At 50.0% G+C, this 5,421-nt stretch carries 7 protein-coding genes; all 7 read right to left on the bottom strand.

The genetic code is table 11. The features are described 5' to 3' along the window. Window positions 1-194: 194 nt before the first annotated feature. The 7 genes from Q0231_RS05670 to Q0231_RS05640 all read right to left on the bottom strand — a co-directional run bounded on the left by Q0231_RS05670 (window position 195) and on the right by Q0231_RS05640 (window position 5,062). Window positions 195-923: a DUF4386 domain-containing protein gene (locus Q0231_RS05670; protein WP_299346147.1), complete on the bottom strand. Its 729-nt coding sequence runs from the start codon at window positions 921-923 to the stop codon at window positions 195-197. 111 nt (window positions 924-1,034) lie between these two features. Continuing rightward, window positions 1,035-2,042: an NAD(P)-dependent alcohol dehydrogenase gene (locus Q0231_RS05665; protein WP_299346144.1), complete on the bottom strand. Its 1,008-nt coding sequence runs from the start codon at window positions 2,040-2,042 to the stop codon at window positions 1,035-1,037. A gap of 8 nt (window positions 2,043-2,050) precedes the next feature. Continuing rightward, window positions 2,051-2,680, bottom strand: a complete 630-nt coding sequence (locus tag Q0231_RS05660) for a bifunctional 2-polyprenyl-6-hydroxyphenol methylase/3-demethylubiquinol 3-O-methyltransferase UbiG (RefSeq protein WP_269394863.1) — start codon at window positions 2,678-2,680, stop codon at window positions 2,051-2,053. Between the two features lie 137 nt (window positions 2,681-2,817). Continuing rightward, a complete protein-coding gene (locus tag Q0231_RS05655; RefSeq protein ID WP_269394981.1) occupies window positions 2,818-2,982 on the bottom strand; it encodes a helix-turn-helix transcriptional regulator in 165 nt (54 codons plus the stop codon). A gap of 65 nt (window positions 2,983-3,047) precedes the next feature. Next, window positions 3,048-3,494, bottom strand: coding sequence for a hypothetical protein (locus Q0231_RS05650; protein ID WP_299346141.1), 447 nt, complete (start codon window positions 3,492-3,494; stop codon window positions 3,048-3,050). A 211-nt stretch (window positions 3,495-3,705) separates the two neighbouring features. Next, a complete protein-coding gene (locus Q0231_RS05645) occupies window positions 3,706-4,668 on the bottom strand; it encodes an NAD(P)-dependent alcohol dehydrogenase (protein WP_299346138.1) in 963 nt (320 codons plus the stop codon). Window positions 4,669-4,717: 49 nt separating this feature from the next. Continuing rightward, the gene (locus Q0231_RS05640) at window positions 4,718-5,062 is read right to left on the bottom strand and encodes a helix-turn-helix domain-containing protein (protein ID WP_269394860.1); all 345 of its coding nucleotides are present in this window, start codon (window positions 5,060-5,062) and stop codon (window positions 4,718-4,720) included. Window positions 5,063-5,421 lie beyond the last annotated feature (359 nt).

Here is a 5,421-nt window from a genome sequence, read left to right as displayed (position 1 = left end):
ATGAGGGCGCCGCGTTGGCGGCTTTTCTTTGTGACCAATTTGACCCCGGATCAAGTCCGGGGATGCCCCGTGATGGATGTTAAGAGTTGCCCGTCATCAAGTGCGGGGCGGTGCAAGAAGCAAATTAGAAGTCAGCTCATCGCACGGTCCCGCACTTGATGCGGGACCAAACTCGGCGACAGTGCTCGTGGGAATTAGGCCGCGTTCTTTTGCCGCCACTTCTCGAGGTTTACCCCTTTAAACAAGAACCAGATCGCAACGCCCACTTCGCCAACAGCAGATGCGCCCAGAAGTGCGTTGGTGGCTAGGCCGTATGCGGGAATGTCCATCAAACCAAAGATTTGCCCAAAGCTATCGAGCGCATAACTTGGGCTGCCAATGATCAGGGCAAGCCCGAGGATGCGCGGTAGATAGGTTGAGCGGAAAACCAAAATGCCGAGCAGCAACATGTGCAGCGCAAACAAGAGCTGCCAAGCGATTGTGCCGCCATTGTGGAACTGGAAGAACAAGAGCACCAAACTGTCCAACTGCGCTGGGGAAAAGCTTGCCAAATAGGCCGCGCCATTTGCTGCTTCCGCCATCATCAAAAGGGGCAACAGGTTGATGGTCATTACCACTGTCATGGCAAGGCGCGCGAATGTTGCCATCAACGCGGTTGTGCGCCCGGCCGGTTTCATCAGCACAAACAAAAGGGCGGTGAGAATGACCTCGGTGAAGACAATAGCGATTTGTGCCATCAGCCCGAGATGAAACGTGCCCATATTGGTGCGCAAATTCTGGGCGGTTTGGGTGGCGTCACCAGCTACCACAATTTGCTCGGGCATATACATCAGCCCAATTGGGCCTGCCACAAGCAAAACAAGATAACAAATGGCGGCCCAAATGGTCAGTTGTCTTGGATTTGAAATTGATAGCGCAGCCATTTTAGGTTCCTGAGTGTTGAGTGATGGCATTTTTAAGCCTGTTGAGTTGCTCCCACAGCATCAAGTGGGTTTGAAAGGTCGCAGCGATTGCCGATAGGAGAAAACCGGGGCTCATTGTCCGTTCCATTCTTGGGGCAATAGAACGATGCAGCCCTCGCGCCTTTTGTTTTCATATGCCCATGCTGCATCGATTGCTTTGTCCATCGAAAAACGATGCGAAATGATGGGTTTGAGCGATCCGTCGGCCAGGCGTTTGCCGATTTCTTCAAGTTTGTCGGGCGATGAGGGGGCAAGCACACATAATTGCTGTTTGCCGCTTTTGCCTTTGGTCTGGCGTTGCTTCCAAAGATGGGAAAAACCGAACATGGCCAAGAGGTGCTTGCCTTTTGGGGTGAGAACTGGCTCCACTTTGTGCCAAGGCAAAAAGCCAGCGCAGTCGATGATCACATCGTATTTTTTGCCCTGTTGGGTGAAATCAGTTTTGCGGTAATCGATCACTTCATCTGCGCCAAGGGCTAAAACCAGCTCGCTATTTTGCGCTGAGCAGGTGCCAGTGACGATTGCGCCTTTTGCTTTGGCCAATTGGGTTGCGACCCTGCCAATGCCGCCAGATGCGCCGTTGATCAACACTTGATCGCCGGATTTGATATCGGCGGTTCTAACAAAATGCATGGCGGTTTGTGCGTTGGAGCCACCAATGGCCGCCGCAGCTTCAAACGAGACCTTGTCGTCCAGCAAGCCAATTGGTGCTGTTTCTGGCAGACATACAAATTGAGCATGGGCACCAAATTGCATATCGGTAAAGCCAAACACCCGATCGCCAACCTTATACTTGCTGACACTTGAACCGACGCGCGTCACCGTGCCGGAAAATTCGCCGCCTGGCACTTTGAGCTTTGGTTTGAAGAAACCCATCATGATTTTTGCGGGGATCTTCATAAGGGGCCATGGCGAATTGCCGGTGCGCGCTACCTGGTCGCCATTGCCCATATGAGCGGCTTCCACCCTAATCAGAACTTCGTTTTCCTTTGGGTCTGGAATGGGCAGATCACGGATTTGCAAGACCTCGGGGCCGCCAAACGCTTCTTGATAAAGTGCTTTCATGGATTGTTTTGTCATTTATCTTCTCATTCAGTTGGTTTTTGTGCCGCAATGCACGCGCGGCAATCTTGATCTGGTTTGTTGCCGGCGCCCAAAATTTGGAAATTGTGGGCCATCAGTTCGGCTTCTGGTTCTCCGAACTTGTACACATGGATAAAGGGGGCGAGGCGCAGGGCGCTTGCCGCAAGGATGACCTTTTGCTTCCACCAAGTGAATTCACCAAGGCATGGGGTTTCAACAAACAACATGCCGCCCGGCTTGAGCAGAGATTTGAGACGATACAAAACCTCATCGTGATCCTTGACAAGATGCAGCACATTCATGGCCAAAATGGCGTCAAAGGTCTGTGGCTCTAATCGCAAATCAAAGATGTCGGTGGCCAGAAAACTCGCATTTTGGATGTTTCGGTCATTTGCTTTTTTGGTGGCGATATCAATCATGGCATTTGCAGGGTCAATACCCTCGATCGATTTTACGCTCGGTGCCAAATCCAATGCAATTTCGCCACTGGCACATCCGAAATCCAAAACAACGTCTGTTGGTTTCAATAGGTAACTGAATTGCTCGATCCGTTCTTCATAACGCGCGTCATGGTTGGAAATTGACGCGTCATAACGAGCGGCTTGCTTGTTCCAAAAATTATTCTGCGGGGACATGGCGAAGTGCCTTTCTCGATTTTGGCTGGATTTTTGACATGGAAATAGCGCTTTCAATCTTGAGGTTTTCAAGTGAATTCAAAAAAGGTGAAACTGTTTGGGTGTGGCGCGGTTTCCCCGCGCCTAGGTGCTACGTGCTATTTGTCGGGCGGTGTGTAATTGAACACATCCTCCAGCGGCGTTTCAAAAACATTCGCAATAAGAAACGCCAGTTCGAGCGATGGGGAGTATTTTGCCGCCTCGATTGCCACAATGGTTTGTCGAGATACGCCGACCGCTTCTGCCAAAGCCTTCTGGCTCATTTCGTCATGGTCAAATCGTAACCGTCGAATGTTGTTTTCAAGTGTGCCTTTGGGTTTAACCATGGTTAGAAACCCTGCCGATAAACATAGAGCCGTACAACACTCTCTATGATGGACGAAAACCACATTGCGTAGATCATGGCGATCATGGCCATTGTTGTTGTAAGGCCGAAAATGAGGCCAATAAAAATGCCGATAAATATGACGGAAAAGGCGATAAAGCCGACCTTCATACCCAACAGATCGATCTGTTTGTCGCGTTCATCGCTGGCGTCCACATCGGTTTCTTTGGTGATGATGGCGTTGATGATGGTGACAAGGATCGTAACAACAATCGTGGCAATAATTGAGCCGCCAATGAGTTTGAGCACGCTCCAGCCAATTTCGACCCCAGCGTTGGGGCTTTCAAGCAAGCCCGCTTCAAATAGGGCTTGCATATGCATGGTGTAAACAGCCATCACAATGATGCCGCTAATGATGTAAACTACGATATTTCGTTCTTGATAAGACATGTTCGCCTCGTATCTCTTTGTCGTGAATTTGGTACAATAGGTCGTGTTTGTTGTACACTATGTATGATATTCATGACGTGATGTCAATAATATTTGACACATAGACAAATGAAGGTGACACATTGGTTAATATGTTGGCGGCGCAAACCCGCGGAACGCCCGCCCGCTCCCGGGGGCGCTACAGTGTTATCCATTTGAAAATGATGTGTTTTTAGCTCACTCTGATCAGCAGTTTGCCGAGTGCTTTTTGATCGCCGACATGTTGCAATGCCGATGGTGTTTGCTCAAAGGGGAGGATATTTTCTTTGTGGACCGAGATTTTTTTATTGATGACCAATTGCGCTAAATCCAGCAAATCGGTGTCATTGACGTTCCACATGAGAATCTTGAACTTCTGCCCTTCGTCGGTGTTTTTGCGGCTGGCCAAAAGTATGCCAATAATTGCAGGGATCTTGCCACCCATCATCACAAAGGTCCCCGAGGGTGTTAGTGCGCGGCGATAGGTTGGGGGAAATCTGTTGGCAACCGCATCGATGATCACATCAAATTGTTGATCGAGTTTGGTGTAATCAACTTGCCTATAGTCATGAGTGTAGTCAGCGCCGAATGTGCGCATGGCCTCATGTTTATCAGCGCTATCGATGCCAGTGACTTCAGCCCCGTCCAGCTTGGCGATCTGGCAAGCAAACATGCCAGCACCACCGCCCGCGCCATTGATCAACACTTTGTCGCCGGGTTTGACTTGGCCAAAAGTGCGCACGCCCTGATAGCCAAGCAACCCCGCTTGAGGCAGACAGGCAGCGTCTTCAAAGCTGAGGGCTTCTGGTTTGTAGCAAAAGTCTTCTGCCTTGCCTGTCACAAATTCAGCAAAACCGCCCCAGCCGCTATCTGACACATCGCCAAAAACTTCATCGCCAATTTCGAACTGATCAACGTTTTCGCCAACAGCCTCGACCACCCCGGATAGGTCAGCACCTAACGTCTTATAGGGTGGTTTGAAAGGGCCGATCATGCGGATAATTGGTTTGCCTGAAAGGATGTCCCAATCCCAACTGTTGATCGAAACAGCTTTCACCCTGATCAGGATTTCATCGGGTTTGGGAGAAGGTTTTGCAACTTTATGCAATTGCAGTTGACCGGCATTGCCATATTTCGTGCAGATAAATGCGCGCATTGTTTCCCCCCAAGATCTTCATGGAAAGTGGGGGGATGTCTAGTCAATTTCAAGTTCTTTCTTTGAGCTTATGACCAACTGTAACAATGGCCTCAAGCGCAGGCACCAATTCTTTGCCCAGTTCGGAGAGTTGATATTCGACTGACGGCGGGGAAGTGGGTTTCACTTGTCGTTTCACCACGCCGCGCGATTGTAGGTCTTTGAGCCGGGCGGAAAGCACTTTGGCTGAAATGGGCGGGATGTCGATGCGCAGTTCGTTGAAGCGGCGCGGCCCTGCGCGCAAATGCCAAATGACGTTTGGTGCCCATGCTCCGGCCAGCATGGCCATACATTCGGTTAAATCACAGCCAATTGGCGGTTCTGGGCTTTTGTTCTTTTTGACTTTTAGCGCCATGTGGAATTTCCCAATTTGAGCAGAGGACGATTTGGCAGCGCTGCGGCAAAGAGCAGTTGTCTTTTGTTACCACCTGTTCCCGAGCAACGGTGTTACCTCCGGCCCATCTCCCAAGGTTTCCCAGCGGTAACCCAATTCAACTGGTAACCAGTGGTTACTAGCTTGTCAATGGAAATTGGAGTGTTAGATGTGATGGAGCAGAATGATCAGTATGGAGTGTGTAATGACAAAGACCAGAACTGTTGAGGTGCGTAACAGTGCGCCAGATATAAATGTGCAATGGGATGAGGGGGAGAAATTCGTCAGCGTTGCGGCGTTGATCTATGCCTATTTTGATGGGATTTATACGTGTGATCTGG

This window comes from uncultured Maritalea sp. (genome assembly GCF_937139385.1).
Taxonomy (GTDB): domain Bacteria; phylum Pseudomonadota; class Alphaproteobacteria; order Rhizobiales; family Devosiaceae; genus Maritalea; species Maritalea porphyrae_A.
The sequence above is the reverse complement of the archived record's forward strand: the minus strand, read 5'-3'. Positions and strand labels throughout refer to the sequence as shown.